This is a genomic window from Streptomyces sp. NPDC000075, assembly GCF_040301925.1.
Classification (GTDB): Bacteria; Actinomycetota; Actinomycetes; order Streptomycetales; family Streptomycetaceae; genus Streptomyces; species Streptomyces polychromogenes.
The window spans coordinates 165,282-186,451 of record NZ_JBEPFL010000014.1 but is presented as its reverse complement, the minus strand read 5'-3'; the positions used below and the strand labels follow the sequence as shown (position 1 = coordinate 186,451).

General features: G+C 73.1%; 21 protein-coding genes. 11 read left to right on the top strand and 10 right to left on the bottom strand.

Annotated features, from left to right (window positions below; translation table 11 throughout):
* Positions 1–362: 362 nt before the first annotated feature.
* The 6 genes from ABT403_RS18810 to ABT403_RS18785 all read right to left on the bottom strand — a co-directional run bounded on the left by ABT403_RS18810 (position 363) and on the right by ABT403_RS18785 (position 7,722).
* Positions 363–1,238: an ECF transporter S component gene (locus ABT403_RS18810; RefSeq protein WP_344153281.1), complete on the bottom strand. Its 876-nt coding sequence runs from the start codon at positions 1,236–1,238 to the stop codon at positions 363–365.
* Complete coding sequence (locus ABT403_RS18805) at positions 1,235–3,193, bottom strand: ABC transporter ATP-binding protein (protein WP_344153284.1); 1,959 nt, start codon at positions 3,191–3,193, stop codon at positions 1,235–1,237. The genes ABT403_RS18810 and ABT403_RS18805 overlap by 4 nt, the downstream gene beginning before the upstream one ends.
* Positions 3,190–4,425 (bottom strand): energy-coupling factor transporter transmembrane component T family protein, encoded by a 1,236-nt coding sequence (locus tag ABT403_RS18800; protein WP_351649338.1) that lies wholly within the window; start codon positions 4,423–4,425, stop codon positions 3,190–3,192. The genes ABT403_RS18805 and ABT403_RS18800 overlap by 4 nt, the downstream gene beginning before the upstream one ends.
* Positions 4,422–5,120, bottom strand: a complete 699-nt coding sequence (locus ABT403_RS18795; RefSeq protein WP_344153287.1) for an SCO2322 family protein — start codon at positions 5,118–5,120, stop codon at positions 4,422–4,424. Before ABT403_RS18795 ends, ABT403_RS18800 begins: the two co-directional genes overlap by 4 nt.
* Positions 5,117–6,367 carry an SCO2321 family membrane protein gene (locus tag ABT403_RS18790; RefSeq protein ID WP_344153290.1) on the bottom strand — a complete coding sequence of 417 codons (1,251 nt, stop codon included), beginning with the start codon at positions 6,365–6,367 and terminating at the stop codon, positions 5,117–5,119. The genes ABT403_RS18795 and ABT403_RS18790 overlap by 4 nt, the downstream gene beginning before the upstream one ends.
* 314 nt (positions 6,368–6,681) lie before the next feature.
* Positions 6,682–7,722: a Strvi_7410 family MBL fold metallo-hydrolase gene (locus tag ABT403_RS18785; RefSeq protein ID WP_425580139.1), complete on the bottom strand. Its 1,041-nt coding sequence runs from the start codon at positions 7,720–7,722 to the stop codon at positions 6,682–6,684.
* A 210-nt stretch (positions 7,723–7,932) separates the two neighbouring features.
* On the opposite strand from ABT403_RS18785, the gene ABT403_RS18780 reads away from it, so the two are divergent.
* From ABT403_RS18780 to ABT403_RS18765, 4 genes are all read left to right on the top strand, one after another.
* Positions 7,933–9,384, top strand: a complete 1,452-nt coding sequence (locus tag ABT403_RS18780; RefSeq protein WP_344153296.1) for an aldehyde dehydrogenase — start codon at positions 7,933–7,935, stop codon at positions 9,382–9,384.
* Complete coding sequence (locus tag ABT403_RS18775; protein WP_344153299.1) at positions 9,384–9,617, top strand: ferredoxin; 234 nt, start codon at positions 9,384–9,386, stop codon at positions 9,615–9,617. Before ABT403_RS18780 ends, ABT403_RS18775 begins: the two co-directional genes overlap by 1 nt.
* A 120-nt stretch (positions 9,618–9,737) precedes the next feature.
* Entirely contained in the window at positions 9,738–11,945 is a 2,208-nt protein-coding gene (locus ABT403_RS18770; RefSeq protein WP_344153302.1) for a hypothetical protein, read from the top strand.
* Between the two features lie 82 nt (positions 11,946–12,027).
* The gene (locus ABT403_RS18765; RefSeq protein ID WP_344154795.1) at positions 12,028–12,219 is read left to right on the top strand and encodes a DUF1059 domain-containing protein; all 192 of its coding nucleotides are present in this window, start codon (positions 12,028–12,030) and stop codon (positions 12,217–12,219) included.
* Here the strand turns inward: ABT403_RS18765 and ABT403_RS18760 are convergent.
* Positions 12,208–12,726, bottom strand: a complete 519-nt coding sequence (locus ABT403_RS18760) for a hypothetical protein (protein WP_344153305.1) — start codon at positions 12,724–12,726, stop codon at positions 12,208–12,210. The two genes, ABT403_RS18765 and ABT403_RS18760, sit on opposite strands and share 12 nt — an antisense overlap.
* Before the next feature lie 81 nt (positions 12,727–12,807).
* Between ABT403_RS18760 and ABT403_RS18755 the strand changes: the two genes are divergently transcribed.
* Entirely contained in the window at positions 12,808–13,545 is a 738-nt protein-coding gene (locus tag ABT403_RS18755; RefSeq protein ID WP_344153308.1) for an SAM-dependent methyltransferase, read from the top strand.
* 95 nt (positions 13,546–13,640) lie between these two features.
* Positions 13,641–13,838 (top strand): hypothetical protein, encoded by a 198-nt coding sequence (locus ABT403_RS18750; protein ID WP_344153312.1) that lies wholly within the window; start codon positions 13,641–13,643, stop codon positions 13,836–13,838.
* A gap of 63 nt (positions 13,839–13,901) precedes the next feature.
* On the opposite strand, the gene ABT403_RS18745 is transcribed toward ABT403_RS18750, so the two are convergent.
* Entirely contained in the window at positions 13,902–14,123 is a 222-nt protein-coding gene (locus ABT403_RS18745) for a hypothetical protein (protein WP_344153315.1), read from the bottom strand.
* Between the two features lie 349 nt (positions 14,124–14,472).
* Here ABT403_RS18745 and ABT403_RS18740 point away from each other — a divergent pair, with 349 nt between their 5' ends.
* Entirely contained in the window at positions 14,473–15,234 is a 762-nt protein-coding gene (locus ABT403_RS18740) for a GntR family transcriptional regulator (RefSeq protein WP_344153317.1), read from the top strand.
* 503 nt (positions 15,235–15,737) lie between these two features.
* On the opposite strand, the gene ABT403_RS18735 is transcribed toward ABT403_RS18740, so the two are convergent.
* On the bottom strand, positions 15,738–16,379 hold the full coding sequence (locus ABT403_RS18735; protein ID WP_344153320.1) for a TetR family transcriptional regulator: 642 nt from the start codon (positions 16,377–16,379) through the stop codon (positions 15,738–15,740).
* Between the two features lie 250 nt (positions 16,380–16,629).
* Between ABT403_RS18735 and ABT403_RS18730 the strand changes: the two genes are divergently transcribed.
* From ABT403_RS18730 to ABT403_RS18720, 3 genes are all read left to right on the top strand, one after another.
* Complete coding sequence (locus ABT403_RS18730; RefSeq protein ID WP_344153323.1) at positions 16,630–17,949, top strand: glycosyltransferase family 4 protein; 1,320 nt, start codon at positions 16,630–16,632, stop codon at positions 17,947–17,949.
* A gap of 182 nt (positions 17,950–18,131) precedes the next feature.
* Positions 18,132–18,866, top strand: coding sequence for a class I SAM-dependent methyltransferase (locus ABT403_RS18725; RefSeq protein WP_344153326.1), 735 nt, complete (start codon positions 18,132–18,134; stop codon positions 18,864–18,866).
* Entirely contained in the window at positions 18,863–19,951 is a 1,089-nt protein-coding gene (locus tag ABT403_RS18720; RefSeq protein WP_344153329.1) for a prenyltransferase/squalene oxidase repeat-containing protein, read from the top strand. The genes ABT403_RS18725 and ABT403_RS18720 overlap by 4 nt, the downstream gene beginning before the upstream one ends.
* A 27-nt stretch (positions 19,952–19,978) precedes the next feature.
* Here ABT403_RS18720 and ABT403_RS18715 read toward each other — a convergent pair whose 3' ends face one another.
* Positions 19,979–20,281 carry a hypothetical protein gene (locus ABT403_RS18715; protein WP_344153332.1) on the bottom strand — a complete coding sequence of 101 codons (303 nt, stop codon included), beginning with the start codon at positions 20,279–20,281 and terminating at the stop codon, positions 19,979–19,981.
* 181 nt (positions 20,282–20,462) lie between these two features.
* Between ABT403_RS18715 and ABT403_RS18710 the strand changes: the two genes are divergently transcribed.
* A complete protein-coding gene (locus tag ABT403_RS18710; RefSeq protein ID WP_344153335.1) occupies positions 20,463–21,104 on the top strand; it encodes a hypothetical protein in 642 nt (213 codons plus the stop codon).
* Positions 21,105–21,170 lie beyond the last annotated feature (66 nt).

The window sequence follows — 21,170 nt, the reverse complement described above, 5'->3', positions numbered from 1 at the left end:
GGCGGATGACGGCGTTGGACACGGATGAACCTTCCGACGGGGACAGGGACGGTCGCGGCGCATGCCGGAGCATGCGGGAGCCACTCACACGAAGGGGAGGGGTTCGGCCGGCGGGGGGCGGTGGGCCCCGGCCGCCTCGGCGACAACACCAGTTAGCCAGGCCCCGGCCGCCCTGGCAACGCCCCCCTGCTACGAGCGGGGATAGGAGGAGGGGCTCAAGGTCCCGGGTGGAGGGGGAGGGTGGCCATGGTGGGGCGCGGGTGTGCGCGGGGTGGCGGGGGTACTAGGGCGGGTCGGATGTGACCTGGGTCCTGTGGGCCGCCTCACCGCCCAGCCGCCCCGATGTCACCGTCCGTACCGGTTCATACCCCGTCGGGTGCGTGTCCCGGGCCACTTCCGGCCCCCGAATCGAAGGAAACGGGCGCGTCGAACGCCGCTTTCCGAGTGGCCCGCCGCAGCGCCCGCAGCAGGGTGCTGCCGAGGGTGAGGGTCAGGACGACCGTCAGGGCGGCCCGCCCCAGGTCCCAGCCCAGCGAGGTCGCCAGGCAGTACGCGAAGAAGCGCGCGAGGTTCTCCGGCACGGGGTCCCCGGGGTGGAAGGAGACGCCCTGCCCCATGCCCTGGAGCAGGACCCAGCCCTGGAGGTTCATGACCGTCCCGTACGCGAACGAGCCGAGGAACCCGTACGCCGCGAGCATCGCCAGCTCCGCCCGTCCCCGGATCCCCGTCGCCCCGGGCAGCAGCCCGGCGCCCAGCGAGAACCACCCCAGGGCCAGCATCTGGAACGGCATCCACGGCCCCACCCCGCCCGTGAGCAGGGCGGACGCGAACATCGTGACGGCGCCGAGGACGAAGCCGAAGCCGGGGCCGAGGACGCGGCCGCTGAGCACCATCAGGAAGAACATGGGCTCCAGGCCGGCCGTGCCGGCGCCCAGCGGACGCAGCGCGGCCCCGACGGCGGCGAGCACGCCGAGCATGGCCACCGCCTTCGCGTCCATCCCGTTGTCGGCGATGGTCGCGACGACGACGCCCACGAGGAGGGGGAGCAGCGCGGCGAAGAGCCAGGGGGCGTCCTGGGAGTGCGCCAGGCCCGACCCGGCGTCCGCGAGGAGGGGCCAGCCGAAGGCGGCGATGCCGATGAGGGTGACGAGGACCAGGGCCGCTGCGGCGCGGGGGCCGATGCGGATGGGGCGGAGGGGGCGGGTGGGGTGGGTGGTGTGGGTAGGGCGGGTGGTCATGGTGTGGTCTCCGCCGTGGTCTTCGTGGGCTCCGTGGTGTTCAGCGCGGCGGCCACCTGGGAGACCGTGAGCCAGCGGTCCGGGGCGAGGATCTTGGCCACCTGGGGGGCGAAGGCGGGGGAGGACACCACGACCTCGGCGGTCGGCCCGTCCGCGACGATCTCGCCGCCCGCCAGGATGACCACGCGGTGGGCCAGCTCGGCGGCGAGCTCCACGTCGTGGGTGGCGAGGACGATGGCGTGGCCGTCGGCGGCCAGGGCGCGCAGGGTTTCGACGAGGCGGCCCTTGGCGGCGTAGTCCAGGCCGCGGGTGGGCTCGTCGAGGAGGAGCAGGGCGGGGCGGCCGGTCAGGACCAGGGCGAGGGCGAGCGTGAGGCGCTGGCCCTCGGACAGGTCCCTGGGGTGGGTGCCGTCCGGAACGTCGGGCAGCAGGGTGCTGACCAGGGCGCGGCAGGTTCCGGGGGCGGCCCCGGCGTCGGCGTCGGCGGCGGCGCACTCGGCGGCGACGGTGTCGGCGTAGAGGAGGTCGCGGGGTTCCTGCGGGACCAGGCCGACCCGGCGCACCATCTCCGGGGGCGGGGTGCGGTGGGGGGTGCGGCCGCCGACCGTCACCTGGCCGGTGGTGGGGGCGAGGGTGCCCGTGAGGGCGGCGAGGAGGGTGGACTTGCCGGCGCCGTTGCGGCCCATGAGGGCGATGGTTTCGCCGGGGGCGACGGTGAGGGTGATGTCGTGGAGGACCTCTGCGCGGGAGCGGCGGATGCCGAGGGCGGTGACGGTGGCGGTGGCGCCGGGGGCGCCGGTGGGGGTGGGGGTTCCGGGTGTGGCGTCGCCCGGCCCGCGCCGGGAGCGGCCGGTCAGGCGGGCCAGCAGGCCGGGGCGGGGGGTGGGGGCCGTTGTCGGTGCGGGTGCGGGTGCGGGTGCGGGTGCGGGTGCGGGTGCGGGTGCCGGTGTGGTGGGTGCCGCTGCGCGGAGCTGCTCCCCGCCCCGCCCTTCCACCGTTCCCCGGGGCTCCGCCCCGGACCCCGTTTCGGGGGCTCCGCCCCCTGACCCCAGCGCCTCAAGCGCCGGCGGGGCTGGGACGGCCCGGGACGGGGACCCGGACCCCAGCGCCTCAAACGCCGGCGGGGCTGGAACGGCTCGCGCCGACAGTCGTGCCCGCAGTGGAGCGGATGCGCGGCGGGCGTCGCGGACCGAGAGGGGGAGGGGGGTCCAGCCCGCCAGGCGGCCCAGGGAGACCACCGGGGGGTGGACCGGGGAGACGGCCATGATCTGCGACGGGGTGCCCAGGACCGGCGGCTCGCCCGGAGACGGCAGGAGCAGGACGCGGTCGGCGTACTGGACGACCCGCTCCAGGCGGTGCTCCGCCATCAGGACCGTCGTGCCCAGGTCATGGACCAGCCGCTGGAGCACCGCCAGCACCTCCTCCGCCGCCGCCGGGTCCAGCGCGGAGGTGGGCTCGTCCAGGACGAGCACCTTCGGGTGCGTCGTCAGGACCGAGCCGATCGCCACCCGCTGCTGCTGGCCCCCGGAGAGGGTCGCGATCGGGCGGTCGCGGAGTTCGTTCAGGCCCAGCAGGTCGAGGGTCTCCTCCACCCGGCGGCGCATCACCGCGGGCGGCAGGCCCAGCGACTCCATGCCGTACGCCAGCTCGTCCTCCACCACGTCCGTCACGAAGTGGGCCCGCGGATCCTGCCCCACCGTGCCCACCACGTCCGCGAGCTCGCGCGGCGGGTGCGTACGGGTGTCGCGCCCGGCGACCGTCACCCGCCCCCGCAGCGTGCCGCCCGTGAAGTGCGGGACCAGCCCGGACACGGCCCCCAGCAGGGTCGACTTGCCGACCCCCGACGGGCCGACGAGGAGGGTCAGCTCCCCTTCCGGGAGGGTGAAGTCCGCGTCACGCAGGGACGGCCGCGCGGCGCCCTCGTACGTCACCGAGACCTGGTCGAAGCGGATCAACGCGACGGCTCCTTCGGGGAAAGGGAGGGGACGGGGGCCACGAACGCCGGGAGCAGGCCGAGCAGGACCGCCGCCGCCGGCCACAGCGGGAGCCCCGGCGCGGCCAGCGGGACCACGCCCGGCCGCAGCCCCTCGGGGTCCACCGACCCGGCGTGGACGAGGAGGGCCGCCACCGCCGCCCCCGACCCGGCGACCAGCCAGGCGCGCGCCCCCCACCGGTCGGGCCGGTAACGGGTGCGGACGCTGCGCCGCCCGCCCAGCCGCAGCCCCGCGAGGGCCAGGGCCAGGCCGATGCCGAGCAGGGGCAGCCCGAAGGCGGCGCCCTCCGCCGCGAGGAGCCCGTACGTGCCCGCGCACATGCCGAGCAGTCCGCCGAGCGTGAGGACGTTGGTGGTGTGCCGCACCGCGGCCGGGACCCGCGCCGTACGGCCGTACCCGCGCGCGTCCATCGACGCGGCGACGGCCACCGACCGCTCCAGCGCGCCCTCCAGCACCGGCAGCCCGATCTGGAGCACGGCCCGCACCCCGCCCGTGGGACGGCCGCGCAGCCGGCGCGCGGTCCGCAGCCGGGCCACGTCCGCGACCATGTTCGGCGCGAAGGTCATGGCCACGACGACGGCCACGCCCGCCTCGTACAGCGCCGCGGGCAGCGACTTCAGCAGCCGCGCCGGAGACGCGAGGGCGTTCGCCGCGCCGACGCAGATCAGCAGCGTCGCCAGCTTCGCCCCGTCGTAGAAGGCGAACGCCAGCTGCTCGGCGGTGACCCGCCCGCCGAAGCGGATGCCCTGCGCCCACGCCGGGAGCGGCACCTCCGGCAGGGTGAACAGGAGGTGCGTGCCGGGGATCGGGGAGCCCAGCAGCACGGAGAACAGCAGCCGCAGCCCGACGACGAACAGGCCGAGCCTGACGAAGGCGGCGTACGAGCGCGCCCAGGGCGCCTCGGTCCGGCGGGCGGCGACCACGTAACCGGCGACGCCGACGATCAGCCCGAGCAGCAGCGGGTTGGTGGTCCGGGAGGCGGCGGTCGCGAGCCCGAGGGCCCACAGCCACCAGGCCCCCGCGTGCAGGGTGTTGCTCCGGCGCGCCTCGGGAGCCCGCCAGGACCGTTCCTTCTTGTACGAGGACCCCGGCGACCCCCGACCGGCCCCTGCGGCGCCGGACCGGGACGGGGTCGCGTCCGCACGTGCCGCGCCGTGGGTGGTGTTCCCGCCCGCCGGGGGAGGAGCCGTCATCGCCTGCGGCGGCGGGACTGCCAGACGGCCGCCGCGCCCAGGGCGGCCACCGCCGCCACGCCCGCGAGCAGGCCGGCCGAGGGGCCGGAGCCCCCACCCGAGGAGGCCCCGCCCGAGGAACCCCCGCCCGAGGAGGGCGCGGCGGCGGAGGCCGAGGCCTGGGGCTCCGCGTCCGCGATCGGTTCGCCGCAGCCCGACTTCGGGTAGCCGGAGATCGCGCACAGCAGCGCCGCGCCGTTGTAGCGCAGCGGCTTCGCCACCGAGGCCAGTGCCTCGGCGGCCGTGGCCTCCGGGGCCACCTGGGCGCAGGCCGTGCGCGGGGCCTCCTGCGGCGGTGTCTCACCGGCGGGCGCGTCACCGGGCACGCCGAAGTCGACGACGAGCGCCACCCGCTTCTTCCCCTCCGCAGCGGCGGTGCCGCCGCAGACGGCCTCGAAGTCGGCGCCGGTGCGCGGCTGAGCCGCCTCGGCGCCGGCGTCCTTGCTCACCGAGAAGCGGAAGCCGAGCGTGGTGCCGTCCGCGGGCCGGGCCGTCGACGGGCCCTGGGTCGCGTAGCCCCACTTCCCGCCCGTGCCCTCCCAGAACGACCAGTAGCGGTAGCTCGCCGCCAGTGCCGGGGAGGCCGCGAACAGGGTCAGGAGCAGGCCCAGGACGGCCAGCAGGCCGACGGGGCCCCGCGAACGGCGCCGGCTCACAGCTCGTTCTTCTTGCGGCGGCCGCTCAGCAGGATGCCGATGCCCATGCCGGCGGCGGCGCCCGCGCCGATGATCCACCAGAGGTTCTGGTTGCCGGAGGAGGACTTGTCGCCCTTGTTCTCCACCTTCTGCGCCTCGGCGTCCGGCTGCTGCGGGGCGGGGCCCGTCGCGTTCAGCGCCGCGACGAGGTCGACGCCGCCGAAGGCCTTCGGGTCGGTGCCCGTGGCGTGGGCGGTCAGGACCAGGGTGGCGAGGGCGGCCGGGTTCCGGTTGGACCAGGACGCCGAGTTGTTCTTGAGCCACTCCAGCGCGCCCGAGGCCGCCTGCCGGTGCCCGGTCGCGGCCAGGGCGATCACGGCGTCGGCGGTGTTGCCGGTGTCCGCGGTCGGCTGGTCGGCGCCGGGGGTGACGGCCGTCAGGTGGCCGTCCTTCTTCAGGGCCTCGGCCAGGTAGCCGGCGGCGGCCTGGGCGGCGGCGGCCGGGTCGGCGGCGCCCGCCGGGCAGGGCAGCGCGGCGGCGGGGGTGTCCGTGGTGGCGGGCTCGACGAGCGTGCCCTTGCCCAGGCCCGCCAGGACGGCGGCGGCCGTGGCGTCGGCGTTGGCGGCGAGCTTGCCGTCGGCCGGCTGGTAGCCGAAGGCGCCCCGGTCGGAGGCCGGCTCGGCGGAGCAGCCCAGCTGGAAGGAGAGCAGGCCGTCGTAGGCGGACTTGCCGGCCTTCGACTTCACCTCGGCCGGCTTCTCGCCCGCCACCGCGAGGGCGCTGATCACGATCGAGGTGGAGCTGCCCTCACTGGGGGAGCCGGGGACGTAGGCCCAGCCGCCGTCCTCGTTCTGGACGGACTTCAGCCAGTCCACGGCCTTCTTGACCTGGGCGTCCTTGCCACCGAGGGCCTTCAGCGCCTGGACGGCCACGGCGGTGGCGTTCGTGTCGAACACGGTCGTCGCGTCACAGGCCTTCGTGGCGTCCGCGCGGAACGAGGCGAAGCCGCCGTTCGCGCACTGCTGGCCGGTCAGCCAGTCGACGGCCTGCGGGGCCGGCTTCTCGCCGACCGTCTGCTGGGCGAGCAGCGCGAAGGACTGGCGCCACACCCCGTCGTAGGAGGGGTCGGCCTTGCCGAAGAGGCCCGACGGGACGACCGGCGGCGCGGAGGGGGCGGGCGGCGGCGTGTCGGCGAGGGCTGCGGGGGCGGCGCCCACGCAGAGCACGGCGGAAGCGGCGAGCGCGGCTGCGCTGCGGCGGACGTTCATGGCGGGGCGGGTGCCTCTCGTGCGGGGAGCGGGAGACGGGCACGCGCGGGCACCGGGCTCCGGCTCCGTTTACCTCGACGGTGCCGGCCGCCGGAAGCCCCGGCGGCACGAGCCGCGCACCTCCGCTACGGGGCATTCCGGCTCCCCGCCCCGCGTGCGGCGGGCCGGGTCACGGTTGCGGGTCAGCGCCGGATTCGCACCGGCTTCCCCCCGTACGGAAGTGTGGACGACGGCCTTACTCTACCGGCCCGTACCCCGGCGCCCCCGGGGCACCGGGCCCCCGCGGGCCCGCCCGGCCCGCCGCCCGGCGCCCCTCACACCGCCCGGTACGCCACCGGGCCGGTGCCCGGGACGGCCTCCGCCCGGCCCTGTTTGACCAGGCGCCGCAGATGGGCTTCCGCTTCCGAGACGGCGATGTTCCGGGAGCCGTACGGGATCTGCTCCCAGGGCCGGTTCCACTCCATCCGCTCCGCGAGCCCCCACGGGGTCAGCGGCTCGGCCAGCAGCAGCCGCCACAAGCCGGCCAGCCGCTCCTCGTGGTGCGCGAGGAGCTCCCGTACGCGGGCGGGGGCGTCGGTGAAGGCGTGCTGGTGGGCCGGGAGCACCTCGGCGGGCTCCAGGCGGCCGACGCGTTCGAGGGAGTCGAGGTAGTCGCCCAGGGGGTCGGTGACCCGGGTGTCGTCCGGGGCCTCGTACAGGCCGATGTGCGGGGAGATCCCGGGCAGCAGGTGGTCGCCGGAGAAGAGCCGGCCGTTGCCGGGCAGGTTCGCGGGGTGGGTCTCCTCCAGGTGCAGGCAGACGTGGCCGGGGGTGTGCCCGGGGGTCCAGATCGCCCGCAGCCGCCGTCCGGGCAGCGGGAGCGGCTCTCCGGGGACGATCTCCCGGTCGGGGACGGCGGCCCGCAGCCCGGGCAGGGTCCGCATCCGCCCGCTCTCCCGGGCCGCCCGCAGCGGCGCGACGTGCTCCTCGGGGGCTCCGGCGGCGGTCAGCTTCTCGCTCATGTAGTCGAACCAGACGCCCGGCTCGGACGAGCGCGTCCGCAGCACGACCTCGGTGTCGGCGGCGTGCATGGCGATCCACGCGCCGGAGGCCTCCCGGACCTTCCCGGAGAGGCCGTGGTGGTCGGGGTGGTGGTGGGTGATGACCACGCCGTGCACGTCGTTCACGGCGATGCCGAGTGCGCCGAGACCGCCGGTGAGTGCGTCCCAGGAGGCGGGGTCGTCCCAGCCGGTGTCGACGAGGACGGGGCCGGCGTCCGTGTCGAGGACGTGGACGAGGGTGTGTCCCAGGGGGTTGTCGGGGATGGGGACCTTGATGCCCCACACACCCCCGCCGTGGTCGGTGACCTGTGACATGACCTCTGACATGGGGGCTCCCTGGCCGGCTCGATCCGCTCTGACGAGAACGCGTTCCAGTAGTAGCCCAAGTCGACCGTCCACCAACAGTCCTGACGGGCCATCGGATCTTCCGGCACCCTCGTCCGGACCGTGGACTCCTCGAACTAGAACTGGTATCAGTTCTGCGACATCGGTGAGAGCGTGCGCAGCCCCCTGGAGGCACCGGACATGACCGAGCTCGTGGAACACGGACAACTGTTCATCGGCGGGGAATGGACCGATCCGCTGGGCACCGGCACCATCCGCGTCGTCTCCCCCCACACCGAGCAGGTCATCGGCAGCGTCCCGCACGCCTGCGAGGCGGACGTGGACCGCGCCGTCGCCGCCGCCCGCAGGGCCTTCGACCAGGGCCCCTGGCCCCGGCTCTCCCTCGACGAGCGCATCGCCGTCGTCACCCGCATCAAGGACGCCATCACCGTCCGGCACGAGGAGATAGCCCGCTCCATCAGCTCCCAGAACGGCTCCCCGTACTCCTGGAGCGTCCTGGCCCAGGCCCTCGGCGCGATGATGGTCTACGACTCCGCCATCACCGTCGCCCGCGATTACCCGTACGAGGAGCGCCGCCAGGGCGCCCTCGGGCCGATCCTGGTGCGCCGCGAACCGGTCGGGGTCGTCGCCGCCGTCATCCCCTGGAACGTCCCGCAGTTCGTGGCCGCCGCGAAGCTCGCGCCCGCGCTGCTCACCGGCTCCTGCGTCATCCTCAAGCCCTCGCCCGAGGCCCCGCTGGACTCCTTCATCCTGGCCGACATCGCCCGGGAGGCCGGGCTGCCCGAGGGCGTGCTGTCGGTCCTGCCCGCCGACCGCGAGGTCAGCGAGTACCTGGTCGCACACCCCGGCGTCGACAAGGTCGCCTTCACCGGCTCGGTCGCGGCCGGCAAGCGGGTCATGGAGGTCGCCGCCCGCAACCTGACCCGGGTCACCCTCGAACTCGGCGGCAAGTCAGCCGCCGTGATCCTGCCCGACGCGGACCTGGAGGCCGCCGTCGCCGGGATCGTCCCCGCCGCCTGGATGAACAACGGCCAGGCCTGCGTCGCCCAGACCCGGATCCTCGCCCCCCGCAGCCGCTACGGGGAGATCGCCGAGGCCCTCGCGGCCGCCGCCGGAGCCCTCGTCGTCGGCGACCCCCTCGACCCGGCGACCCAGCTCGGCCCGCTCGTCGCCGAGCGCCAGCAGCGGCGCTCCCTCGACTACATCCGCATCGGCCAGGAGGAGGGCGCCAAGATCCTCACCGGCGGCGGCCGTCCGGCCGGCCTGGAGCGCGGCTGGTACGTCGAACCCACCCTCTTCGGCGACGTCGACAACTCGATGCGGATCGCCCGCGAGGAGATCTTCGGCCCGGTGGTCTGCCTGATCCCGTACGGGAACGAGGCGGAGGCCTCCCGTATCGCGAACGACTCGGAGTTCGGCCTCAGCGGCAGCGTCTGGACCGCCGACGTCGACCACGGCGTCGACTTCGCCCGGGGCGTGCGCACCGGCACCTTCAACGTCAACACCTTCAGCCTGGACATGCTCGGCCCGTTCGGCGGCTACAAGAACAGCGGCGTGGGGCGGGAGTTCGGCCCCGAGGGCCTGAGCGAGTACCTGGAGCACAAGATGATCCACCTGCCGGCGGGCTCGTGATGGGCGACCGCTGGCAGGTCGAGGTGGACCGGGGCGTCTGCATCGGCTCGGGCATGTGCGTCAACCACGCCCCCGAGGCCTTCGCCCTCGACTCGGCCCGCCAGTCCCGCCCCCGCACCCCGGAGACGGACGCCAACGAACCCACCCTCACGGCGGCGGAGGGCTGCCCGGTCGAGGCCATCCTGATCACCTTGGCGGCCACGGGGGAGCCGGTGTTCCCGCCGGAGGACTGACGGCGGCCGGGCCGGACCCGACGGCTCCGGCCCGACACGCCCCACCCGACATGCCCGGACGGAATATCCCATGTCGCTAGCTTGTCGCATCATCCGCTTCCACCCCCCGGAAGAAGACCGATGCGCCAGCCCGCCCCGTCCACCGCGCGCAGACGCGCCGCGTGGTGGTCCCTGGTCCTGACCACACTCCTCCTGGCCTGGACCCTCCCACCCGGCGCGGCCCAGGCCGCCCCCCGGCCCCAGCCCCGGCCGGACCACGACCACCACCACTCCGTGCACCACAAACGCCACCATTCGCCCCGGCTGTCCCAGCAGGCGAAGAAGGGCCGCTACGGCGGCGGCGGAGAAACCCTCGGCACCCTGCGCAGCTGGCCGACCATCGACTGGTCCGGCCAGACCGTGCTGCGCGAGTTCAAGCTGCGCACCCTCACCCCGCACACCGAGATCTGGGTCCCCACCGGCGACCTGCGGGTGGACACCGAGGACTGCGCCACCTCCAATGCCGACGACCTCGTCATCACCGACCCGCAGCTGCGCTACCTGGGTGAACAGTTCGAGAAGGTGATCCGCCCCCGCGAGGCCGAGGTCTTCGGCGTCCCCAGGCCGCGCGACGGCAGCCACGCCAAGCCGGAGCTCCTCGACCCGAGCATCCCGGCGGACGCCTGGCGCGGCAAGGGCGACCGCGTCGTCGTCCTCGTCGACAACATGGCGGCCGGCGGGCAGTTCATCAGCGACGACGTCGAGGCGGTGGACCGCAACATCCTCATCGTCCAGGCCGCGGGCTGGAAGACCATGCTCGGCGCCAAGCCGGCCAACCTGGGCGGGACCCCGTGCCGCATCTGGGAAGGCTTCCCGATGCCGAACTACATCGAGGGCCTGCTCGCCCACGAGTACAACCACGTGCTCTGGTACAGCAGGGCCAAGGACGCCCAGGGTGCCACCTGGACGGTCGAGGGCGTCGCCGAATGGGCCAGGTGGCTGGTCGGCTACGACGACCGCAGGCAGGACGCCCTCAAGAACCTCAAGATCGGCTGCTTCCAGGGCCGCCAGCGGGCCATGTTCCCCGCCGGCTACACCGACGCCTACAACGACCGCGCCGGCGGGCCCGAGAACTCCCTCACCATCTGGGGCGACCCCGGCCAGAGCGTCCTGTGCGACTACGGCGCCTCCGAGGTCATGATCCACACCCTCGCCGAACGGTACGGACACGGCTTCGTCAGGGACTTCCTCTACGAAGGCGACGGCTCCGGCTTCGAACGCCTCACCAGGGTCCTCGCCCGGCACGGAGCCCACGAGGACGCCTTCACCCTCCTGCGCGACTGGTCCGCCACCGCCGCCCTCGACGGCCTCCTCGACGACGGAGCCGAGCTCACCGGCGCCGACCCCCGCCGCTTCCGCGCGAAGCCGCTCCACTCCACCGTCAACCTCGACACCCCCTTCGCCTACGCCCGCCCCGGCGCCCCCACCAACGGCGCCGACTTCGTCCGCCTGCGCGACGGCACCGGCACCCACCTCCCCGCCGGCGCCCTGAAGTCCCTCACCTTCGACGCCCCGACCGTGTACCCCACCCGCCCGGTGGAGTGGACCGTCGACCCGGACGGCCACGCGACGGGCGACCCCGCCCTCTACTCGGGCCCCGTCAACGGCGAGGTCAACCTCGACCGCAGCATCGTCCGCCCGGTCACCGTCGACCCCGCCGACCCCACCCTCTCCTTCGACGCCCGCTGGGACATCGAGCCCGGCTACGACCTCGGCGTCGTCCAGGTCTCCACCGACGGCGGCGCCACCTTCACCTCACGCAAGAGCGCGGGCATGGTCACCAGCCTGAACACCGACGCCGAAGGCGACCTCGTCAACCTGCTGCCCGGCTTCAACGGGAACTCCGGCGGCTGGACCCACCAGAGCGTCGACCTCTCCGACCTCGCGGGCCGCACCGTACTCGTGGCCTTCCGCTACCGGGCGGACTCCTTCACCACGAACCCGGGCCTGTGGGTCGACGACATCAGATCCGGCTCCACCCTGATCTCGGACGGATCCTCCCTCACCGGCTGGCAGACGATCAGCAACTACCAGATCCAGAAGATCCCCGGCATCAGCCTGCGCCTCGTCGCCTACACCGACGACCACAAGCGGGCCTGGACCGCCGAGGCCCCCCTGGACGCCGATTACCACGCGGTACTGGACGAACGCCGCCTGCGCCGCCTGCTCGGCACCCGGGCGCAAACGGTTTTCGCGATCGTCGACCACTACGAACCCACCGAATCGATCAAGTCCGCCGCGCCCTACCGCCTCACCGTCAACGGCGTCCTCCAGCCCGGCGGCGCCTGACCGGCGCCCCGGCTTTCCCCCGGCGCCCGACCGGAGGATCGTAGGAGGTGTGACCGACAGGCATCGCCACTGGAGGTGCGTCATGCGCAAGGTCATGGACTGCAGGGAGTACCCCAGCGAAGTCGGGTGCACCCTGACCATCATCGGTGAGGAAGACGAGGTCATGGGCGCGGCCGTCCAGCACGCGGTCGCGGTACACGGCGAGGAGGACACCCAGGAATTCCGCGACGCCCTGCGCGGCATGCTGAAGACCGAGGCGACCTCAGGGGTGTGAGCCCCGGAGCTCCTCCAAGGCCTCCCGGGCGGAGAACGACTCGAAGAGCCGCAGCACCGGCCCCTGCTCGGACGCCAGGACCCCGTAGTACTCCGGAATGAGCGAAAGGTCCCCCCAGGGCTCCTCCACATGAGCCCGGACCAGGAGCCTCCCTGATCCCGTGGACCGTATCCACGGGATCAGGAGGAACCCGTCCAGCGCGGGGTGGCCGACTGCGGCAAGGACGTTCTCCCCTTCGACCAGCTCCAGAACAGCCGGACGCCCGTCCCCGGGACAATCCATCAGCCGCCCGGCGACGGCCTGCCGCATCCCCCACCCCTCCGCCACCACGGATATCTCCGCCCGGGTGTCCTCACCGATCGGCACCCGGTGCCGCAGGAGGGCGTCCACCAGGTACTCGACGCCGGCCTCCTGCTCACCGATCGCCCAGCACACCCGCACCTCATCGCCGTCGGCGTCCGGCAGCAGGGCGGCGCAACGGTCCCAGACCTCGGCTTCGTCGATCACCCGCAGAGACTAGCGACCGCCGCTGACACTCCTGGCGAAAAACAAGCTGCGTACGCGCCTTCCCCCTGCGAGGCTGCGCCGGTGAATCGCGAACAGATCTCCAAGCTGGCCCACACCCACCACCCCATCAAGTCCCCCCTGAACGACGACTCCGTGAGCCGCCTCCTGACCCAGGCACTCCCGCGCGGCGACGAACGCGTCCTCGACCTGGGCTGCGGCAGCGCCGAGTGGCTCCTGCGCGCCCTGACCGCACATCCGGACGTCCGCGCGGAGGGCGTGGACATCTCGGAGTCCGACCTGGCGGAGGCCCGCGACAAGGCCGTCCGTCTGGGCGTGGGTGATCGCTTGACCCTCCACCTCCAGAAGGCCGAGGACTTCGCCTCCCCCCACCCCTTCGACCTGATCCTCTGCGTCGGCTCCACGCACGCCCTGGGCGGCCTCCTCCCCACCCTCGAGGCGGCCCGCAAGTTCCTCGCCCCCGGCGGCCGCGTCCTGATCGGCGACGGCTTCTGGGAACGCACCCCCACCCCCGAAGCGCTCGAAGTACTGGGCGACTTCCCCGACCTGCCCACCCTGGTGGACCAGGTCGTCACCGCCGGCTGGACCCCCGTCCAGGGCCACACCAGCACCCGCCAGGAGCTGGACGACTACGAATGGTCCAACTGGGGCACCCTGGCCGACTGGGCCCTGGACCACCCCACCCACCCGGACAGCCCCCAGGTCCTCGACTGGTCCACGACCCGCCGCACGGAATGGCTCCGCACCTACCGCACCTCCTGGGGCTTCACCACCCTCACCCTCCGCCCCACCCCGGCCTGACCTGCATGCGCCGATCGCCCGTGCTGTGTGACGCCTGCAAGCACCTGCAGCGTCGCCGGAATCCTGACTCTCGGACCACGGCCGACAGGTACACCATGTACTGCGCGGCGTTCCCGGAACGCATTCCCGGCGATATCTTCCCCGGCGGGTTCGATCACCGGCAGCCCTATCCGGGGGACGGCGGTGTCATGTTCGAGTTGAAGGACGGCAAGGAAAAGATCGTGGTCCTGTACGAGGCCTCAGTGCCGGAAGGCCGCAGGACCCGGGTGTCCGACGGCGACCCGAAGGCCTGAGCGCGAAGGGTTCGGGCCGCGGCTCGGCGGCCCGAACCGCGCGCCCCGTCGTCGAGATCCGTGTCAGGCCGTCCACTCGACGGCTTCGACGTTCCCGACGGCGGTGGTGAACTCGCGGCCCGACGCGTCGCGGATGTAGGCCAGTTCCATCCACCGCTCGTATCCGGAGAAGTCCGAGACGTCCTCGTGGACGACAGCCATCAGCACGCCCTCGACCCCGCTCGGGATGTCCCGCACGCGACGGTGCAGAAGCCGGTGCGGGACGTACGCGTAGCCCTCACTCACCGGACGCCCCCTCGAACCCGTCGAGGAACCGCTCCCACCCGTCCAGCGCCCGCTCAAGGAGCTCGGCGCTGGGCCCGGTGGGCGAGGTCGCCCTGTCCAAGGGGGCGCTGGGCGTGTCTTGAGCCTCAGGGGCTGCCGAATCGCCGGAAATCTGCCGCATACAGATCGCTCCTCGGCCTGAAGGCCACCCGTGAGCGGCCTCTCTAGAGATACCTGCACGGTAGCCAGCTCAGCTGCGTTCGGGCAATCTATCTCTAGAGAACTCGCCCGAATGGGTCGGGACGGATCCCGACACCGATGTGTGGGCTGGGCCTAGGGTGTCCGGAGAACAGAAGGAGTGATCGGTTCGATGGCCAGCCAGGGCAGCACCCGTCAGCCGAAGTACCAGCGGATCGCCGATGCGTTGAAGGTGGCCATCCGGTCGGGCGAGTACGGTCCCGGCGACCGGGTGCCGGGCGAGAACGACCTCATGGCCACCTACGAGGTCGCCCGTATGACCGCCCGCCAGGCCCTCGGAGTCCTCCAGAACGAAGGGCTCGTGGAGGCGCGGAGAGGCGCCGGGGTCTTCGTCCGCTCGTTCAGGATCCGGCGACGGCGTGGAATCCAGCGCCTGGCGCAAGGGCAGTGGGGGTCGGGTCGTTCCATCTGGTCCGCTGATATCGACGATCGTGAACTCGTCGTCGATCAGATCGACGTGGGTGAGCAAGAGGCGGACAGTCGTATCGCCGGTGCCCTCGGGATCTCTCCCGGGTCTCGGGTCTGGGTGCGGAGCCGCCGTTTCGTGCTGGAAGGAAAGCCGGTCCTCTTCGCGACGTCATACCTCCCGTCGGACATCGTCGCCGACTCCGCCATCACCCGGCCTGACACCGGCCCCGGTGGCGTGTACGCGAGGCTCGCCGAACTGGGGCACGAACCCGTTCATTTCCGGGAGGAGGTCCGCTCCAGGATGCCCTCGGTGGACGATGCCGAGCGCCTGTCGCTCTCGCCCGGCACGCCCGTCATCCAGATCGTCCGCACGGCCTTCGCCGAGGGCGGCCGCCCCGTCGAGGTCAACGACATGACCCTGGACTCGGCGTCCTACGTCCTGGAGTACGACTTCGACGCTCGCTGAAGGCCCTCTGGGCCCCGCAGGGGGCGGTATCAGCCCCAGACGGCCGCCGGACGCCGGGATCTGGGCAGCGCGTAGCGATCTGTCGCGCGCGCCAGCCCCGGGTGCCTGCCTGATCGGCATGTCGTGCGGGTAGCGGCCCCAGATGAGCGCCGGACGCCGAAAAGCGAGAAGCGCGTAGCGATCTGATGCGTGGGGTGGCGCCGATTGACGGTGATGGGGGCCGGATGTGTGGTCTGCCGGCCCCCGGTCTGCCCGGCTGGTCCCTGATCCCGCCGCATGTCCAAGGAACGTCCGTCCCGTTCCTTCGGGGGTTTCCCGGCAGTCCTTGTCTTTCCGGTTCGGGCCGCCCTGTCAAGGGTGGCCGGAGGCCATCGCGGAGCGACGCGACCGGAGGGAGCGCCCTTGACAGGGCGGCCCGGGCCGGAAGGACAGTGGGGCTGACGGGAAAGCCCCAGCCCTTCTCCGAGACGGTCTGGCCAGGGCGCCGCCCCCCGACAACCCGATCAGGACTTTTCCGGGGCCGTCAGGTCGATCAGCCGGCACACCGTCTCGATGTCTATCTTCACCTGGGCGATCGACGCCCGCCCCGACAGCCACGTGATCAGCGCCGAGTGCCAGGTGTGCTCGATGACGCGGACCGCCGACAGCTGCTCGGCCGTCGGTGCGGCCTCCAGGCCCATCGCGTCGAGGATGATGGCCGTCGTCAGACGGGAGACCGTGTCCACCTCCGGGCTCACACTGCGGTCCGCGAACGTCAGGGCGCGGACCATGGCGTCCGCCAGGTGCGGCTCCCGCTGGAGCGCCCGGAACGCCCGCATCAGGGTCTCCGCGACCCGCTCCGCCGGCTCCGCGCCCGCCGGGGGGCGCTTGCGCAGGGTGGTGTGCATGTGCTGGAGCTGGTCCTGCATGGTGGCGACGAGCAGGTGCACCTTGGACGGGAAGTACCGGTACAGCGTGCCGAGCGCGACCTGCGAGGACTCCGCGACCTCGCGCATCTGCACCGCGTCGAACCCGCCCCGGCTGGCCAGTTGCGCGCTCGCGTGGAGGATCCTGCGGCGGCGCGCCTCCTGGCGTTCCGTCAGGGGAGGGGACGCCGGGCCGGTCAGGGCCGCCGGTGTCGTGACCGCCTTCGCTTCCGCTGTCATGTGTCCCGTTCCTGGCGTTCCGTGTCGTTGCGGGTGCTGCTTCGGGGATGGCCGGTGACGGCTCCGGAAGCCAGCATGTCAGGCCTCGCGCCGGGCGTCCGAGCCGTGGCGCGAATCACCTGCTCCGCCTCTTACGGTGTGGTTTCCGGCCGGTAGATTCAATGCTCTTCGACGGATCAAGTCTGAAACTTGTTCTACATTATCCGAGCGGTTACGCTCCGGCGACAGTGCAGGGAGAAGGGGGCCGAGAGTGACCGCAGAGGCCATGGTGACGAGCCCTTTCGAGGCTCTCGCGGGTTCCGCCGCCGACGGCGGCCGGCCGTTGCGCATCGCACTGCTCACCTATAAGGGGAACCCGTTCTGCGGCGGCCAGGGCGTCTACGTCCGCCACCTCTCCCGCGAGCTCGTGAAGCTCGGCCACTCCGTCGAGGTCATCGGCGCGCAGCCCTACCCGGTGCTCGACACCGGCGCCACGCTCACCGAGCTCCCGAGCCTGGACCTCTACCGCAGCCCCGACCCGTTCCGCACCCCCAAGCGCGACGAGTACCGGGACTGGATCGACGCCGTCGAGGTCGCGACCATGTGGACCGGCGGCTTTCCCGAGCCCCTGACCTTCTCGCTGCGCGCCCGGCGCCACCTCCAGGCCCGCGCCGGTGAGTTCGACGTCATCCACGACAACCAGACCCTCGGCTACGGCCTGCTCGCCGACCTCGGCGCACCGCTGGTGACGACCATCCACCACCCCATCACCGTGGACCGGAAGCTGGACCTCGCCGCCGCCAAGGACCGCAAGAAGCGCGCCTCCGTGCGCCGCTGGTACGCGTTCACGCGCATGCAGGGCCGCGTCGCCCGCCGGCTGCCCTCCGTCCTCACGGTCTCCGGCTCCTCCCGGCAGGAGATCGCCGAGCACCTGGGCGTCCGCGACGACCGCATCCACGTCGTCCACATCGGCGCCGACACCGACCTCTGGTCGCCCGACCCCTCCGTGGCCGAGGTCCCGGGCCGGATCGTGACCACCTCCAGTGCCGACGTCCCGCTCAAGGGACTCGTCCACCTCGTCGAGGCCCTCGCCAAGCTGCGCACCGAACGGCCCGACGCGCACCTCGTCGTCGTCGGCAAGCGCGCCGAGAGCGGCCCGGTGGCCCGCGCGATCGAGAAGTACGACCTCCAGGGCGCGGTGCGCTTCGTCAAGGGCATCACCGACGCCGAACTCGTCGACCTGGTGCGCAGCGCCGAGGTCGCCTGCGTGCCCTCCCTCTACGAGGGCTTCTCGCTCCCCGCCGCCGAGGCCATGGCCACCGGCACCCCGCTCGTCGCCACCACCGGCGGGGCCATCCCCGAGGTGGCCGGCCCGGACGGGGAGACCTGTCTGGCGGTGCCGCCCGGCGACGCGGGGGCGCTGGCCGCGGCCCTGGGCCGGATGCTGGGCGACGCCGCCCTGCGCGCCCGTCTCGGCACGGCCGGACGGGAGCGGGTGCTGGCCCGGTTCACCTGGGCCAAGGCGGCCGAGGGCACCGTGGCGCACTACAGAGCCGCCATCGCGCGGACCGCCGCCGCCCGGACCCGGTGACCGCCGCACCACCGAACGGCGAGCGCGACACGCGAACGCACCCCGCCCGCACGCACCACCCCCCCACACGACGCACGACCGCACCACGCACGACCCGCACCACCTCGCACGACCCGCACCACCCGCACCACCCGCACCACCCGCACCACCCTTCACCCCCGTGACCGCGAAGGCAGGACCCCGTGCTGACCGTCGATTTCTCCCGGTTCCCGCTCGCCGCAGGCGACCGTGTGCTCGATCTGGGCTGCGGCGCAGGCCGGCACGCCTTCGAGTGCTACCGGCGCGGCGCCCAGGTCGTCGCCGTGGACCGCAATGGCGAGGAGATCCGCGAGGTCGCCAAGTGGTTCGCCGCCATGAAGGAGGCCGGTGAGGCCCCGGCCGGCGCCACCGCCACCGCCATGGAGGGCGACGCCCTGGCCCTGCCCTTCCCGGACGAGTCCTTCGACGTCGTCATCATCTCCGAGGTGATGGAGCACATCCCCGACGACAAGGGCGTCCTCGCCGAGATGGTGCGCGTCCTCAAGCCGGGCGGCCGCATAGCGGTCACCGTCCCGCGCTACGGCCCGGAGAAGATCTGCTGGGCGCTGTCCGACGCCTACCACGAGGTCGAGGGCGGTCACATCCGCATCTACAAGGCGGACGAGCTGCTCGGCAAGATGAAGCAGGCCGGCCTCAAGCCCTACGGCACCCACCACGCGCACGGCCTGCACTCCCCGTACTGGTGGCTCAAGTGCGCCTTCGGCGTGGACAACGACAAGGCGCTGCCGGTCAAGGCGTACCACAAGCTCCTGGTCTGGGACATCATGAAGAAGCCCCTCGCGACCCGCCTCGCCGAGCAGGCCCTCAACCCGCTCATCGGCAAGAGCTTCGTGGCGTACGCGACCAAGCCCCACCTCCCCGTCGGCGCGGCGAAGTGAGCTCGCCGGGGCGCACCGTACCCGAACACCTCGTCCTGGACGGCGTGCTGACCGCCGAACAGGCGGCCCGCACGGTCGAGGGCATACTCGGCGTCCAGCGCGCCGACGGGGCCATACCGTGGTTCCGGGGCCACCACCTCGACCCGTGGGACCACACCGAGGCCGCGATGGCCCTGGACGCGGCCGGCGAGCACGAGGCGGCGGAGCGGGCCTACCTCTGGCTGGCCCGCCACCAGAACCCGGACGGCTCCTGGTACGCGGCCTACGCGGACCGGCCCGACGGCGTGGACACCGCCGAACCGCAGGACGCGGGCCGGGAGTCCAACTTCGTCGCGTACATCGCCGTCGGCGTCTGGCACCACTACCTGGCCACCGGCGACGACACCTTCCTCGACCGGATGTGGCCCGCGGTCGTGGCGGCCGTCGAGTTCGTCCTCGGCCTCCAGCAGCCCGGCGGCGAGATCGGCTGGAAGCGGGAGGCGGACGGCACGGCCGTCACCGACGCCCTGCTGACCGGGTCCTCCTCCATCCACCAGGCGTTGCGCTGCGCCCTGGCCATCGCCGACCACCGCGGTGACCCGCAGCCCGACTGGGAGCTGGCGGCGGGCGCGCTGGGGCACGCGATACGCCGGCACCCGGAGCGGTTCCTGGACAAGTCCCGCTACTCGATGGACTGGTACTACCCGGTGCTGGGCGGCGCGCTGACGGGTGCGGACGCGAAGGCGCGGGTCGAGGAGCGCTGGGACGAGTTCGTCGTCCCGGACCTGGGGGTGCGGTGCGTGCTGCCGAACCCGTGGGTGACGGGCGGGGAGTCCTGCGAGCTGGCGCTCACCCTGTGGGTGATGGGGGAGTCGGACCGGGCGCTGGAGATCCTGCGCTCGATCGGCCACCTGCGCGCCGAGAACGGCATGTACTGGACGGGTTACGTCTTCGAGGACCGGGCGGTGTGGCCGGTGGAGCAGACGACCTGGACGGCGGGCTCGCTGCTGCTGGCCGTGGCCGCGCTGGGCGGGGACGAGGCCACCGCCGTGGTCTTCGGCGGCGACCGGCTCCCGCCGGGCCTGGACCCGGGCTGCTGTTCCTAGACGGCCGCTGTTCCTAGACGGCCGTTCCTAGACGCGGTGGAGGAGGCGGGCCAGGGCGTGGCCCGCCACCAGGTAGACCAGGGCGGCCACGCCGTAGCCGACGATCACCTGGGCCCAGTGGCGGCCGAGGTGGAAGATGTCGAGCGACCAGCCGGCCAGCCAGGTCGCCGCGTCGTGGAACCATGCGACGACGTCGTTGGAGCGGTTCGCGTCCAGCAGGTCCATCACGATCCACACGACGATGATCAGCGCCACGACGTCGGCGGCCAGGGCCACGATCCGGCCGGCCGACCAGCCGGCCCGGCGTCCTGAGATGCGTTCTGCGTGCATGCCGGGCGTCTTGCCGCTGCCGCGCGGTTGAAACCCGTACGGCAACGGATACGGCAGCCCGCACCAGCCCACGGCACCCCACGGCGACCGCCGCGCCCCCTGTCCGAACGGGCGACCCGAGTGGCGGGGTGGCGGTGGCCGGGTGAGGCTGCGGGGGACACCTCAGTCCCCGGAGGCAACCGTGCGCGTTCCCACCACCGTCCGATTCCGCCGCGCCGTGACGGCCGTGCTCCTGTCCACCTCCCTGCTGGCCGGCGCCACCGCGTGCGGTACCGGTGGCGACCGGGGCCGACGGGAGGAGGTCTCGTCGGCCGCGACGGCGGCGGAGCTGGCCGCCCTCGCGGTGGCGGAGCCGGAGGCGGCCGAGGCGGACGAGCTGGCCGCGGCGACGCCCGAGCCGAGCACGTCGGAGGAGCGGCAGAAGTTCGCCAAGACCCGCTTCGTCGCCAACGCCGGTCTCGCGGCGGGGGCCACCTACCAGTGGATCATCAAGCCCTACCGGGCGGGCAAGTTCAAGAAGGGCGCGAAGGGCCGTACGTTCGCGCTGATCAAGGCGGGTCTCGCGGGCGCGTTCGCGTACAACCGGCTGAAGGCGGCGGCCGACAACGCCAAGGGCGACCCGCTGCTGTCGAAGGCGATGGGGCCGCTCACGGCGGGCATCGACTCCCTCAAGAACCTGGGCGGCAAGCTGCGCAAGGGCGACGCGGGTGACGCCGACATCAGCTCCTTCGAGAACGTGATCAACGGGGTGAAGGAGGCGGGCAGGAGCGCGGGCGCCCCGGTGACGGACAAGGTCCCGAGCGTCTCGCAGCTCGGAGGCTGACGACCGGACCGCCACCTGAATCCGCCCACAGGAACCTCCTGTGGGCGGATTCAGGCCTTTTGGGGA

What these genes read in the sequence shown, in the direction of transcription:
- ABT403_RS18810 (WP_344153281.1), bottom strand. Translation starts at nt 1,238, where the DNA reads ATGACCACCCGCCCTACCCACACCACCCACCCCACCCGCCCCCTCCGC.
- ABT403_RS18800 (WP_351649338.1), bottom strand. Translation starts at nt 4,425, where the DNA reads ATGACGGCTCCTCCCCCGGCGGGCGGGAACACCACCCACGGCGCGGCA.
- ABT403_RS18790 (WP_344153290.1), bottom strand. Translation starts at nt 6,367, where the DNA reads ATGAACGTCCGCCGCAGCGCAGCCGCGCTCGCCGCTTCCGCCGTGCTC.
- ABT403_RS18785 (WP_425580139.1), bottom strand. Translation starts at nt 7,722, where the DNA reads ATGTCACAGGTCACCGACCACGGCGGGGGTGTGTGGGGCATCAAGGTC.
- ABT403_RS18780 (WP_344153296.1), top strand. Translation starts at nt 7,933, where the DNA reads ATGACCGAGCTCGTGGAACACGGACAACTGTTCATCGGCGGGGAATGG.
- ABT403_RS18775 (WP_344153299.1), top strand. Translation starts at nt 9,384, where the DNA reads ATGGGCGACCGCTGGCAGGTCGAGGTGGACCGGGGCGTCTGCATCGGC.
- ABT403_RS18770 (WP_344153302.1), top strand. Translation starts at nt 9,738, where the DNA reads ATGCGCCAGCCCGCCCCGTCCACCGCGCGCAGACGCGCCGCGTGGTGG.
- ABT403_RS18765 (WP_344154795.1), top strand. Translation starts at nt 12,028, where the DNA reads ATGCGCAAGGTCATGGACTGCAGGGAGTACCCCAGCGAAGTCGGGTGC.
- ABT403_RS18750 (WP_344153312.1), top strand. Translation starts at nt 13,641, where the DNA reads ATGTACTGCGCGGCGTTCCCGGAACGCATTCCCGGCGATATCTTCCCC.
- ABT403_RS18740 (WP_344153317.1), top strand. Translation starts at nt 14,473, where the DNA reads ATGGCCAGCCAGGGCAGCACCCGTCAGCCGAAGTACCAGCGGATCGCC.
- ABT403_RS18735 (WP_344153320.1), bottom strand. Translation starts at nt 16,379, where the DNA reads ATGACAGCGGAAGCGAAGGCGGTCACGACACCGGCGGCCCTGACCGGC.
- ABT403_RS18715 (WP_344153332.1), bottom strand. Translation starts at nt 20,281, where the DNA reads ATGCACGCAGAACGCATCTCAGGACGCCGGGCCGGCTGGTCGGCCGGC.